At 46.5% G+C, this 736-nt stretch carries 1 pseudogene; it reads right to left on the minus strand.

Annotated elements, in window-relative coordinates:
- A pseudogene (locus GJ691_RS13535) lies at nucleotides 1-736 on the minus strand (collagen-like protein); the annotation flags it as partial.

The raw sequence follows: 736 nt of genomic DNA on the forward strand, positions 1-736 counted from the left end.
AACTAAACCTTTATCTCCGGTTTCACCTTTGTCACCGACTTCCCCCTTATCTCCGACTTCGCCTTTATCTCCAGTTTCACCTTTGTCGCCGGTTTCTCCCTTATCTCCGGTTTCACCTTTGTCTCCGACTAGACCTTTATCTCCGACTTCACCTTTATCGCCAACTTCACCTTTGTCACCAACGAGACCTTTATCTCCGGTTTCACCTTTGTCGCCGGTTTCTCCTTTATCACCAACATCTCCTTTGTCTCCTTTGTCACCAACTAAACCTTTATCTCCGGTTTCACCTTTATCTCCGACTTCGCCTTTGTCTCCTTTATCTCCAGTTTCTCCTTTGTCGCCGGTTTCACCTTTGTCGCCGACTAGGCCTTTGTCTCCTTTGTCGCCGGTTTCTCCTTTGTCACCGACTTCTCCTTTGTTACCGGTTTCTCCTTTATCACCAACTTCACCTTTGTCACCAACTAAACCTTTATCTCCAGTTTCTCCTTTATCGCCAACTTCTCCTTTGTCTCCTTTATCACCGGTTTCTCCCTTATCTCCGACTAGACCTTTGTCTCCGACTAGACCTTTGTCTCCGACTTCGCCTTTATCTCCAGTTTCACCTTTATCTCCGGTTTCACCTTTATCACCGGTTTCTCCCTTATCTCCGACTTCTCCTTTATCACCGACTTCGCCTTTATCACCAACATCTCCCTTGTCTCCTTTGTCACCAACTAAACCTTTATCTCCGGTTTCA

The organism is Maribacter luteus, assembly GCF_009674825.1.
Taxonomy (GTDB): domain Bacteria; phylum Bacteroidota; class Bacteroidia; order Flavobacteriales; family Flavobacteriaceae; genus Maribacter_A; species Maribacter_A luteus.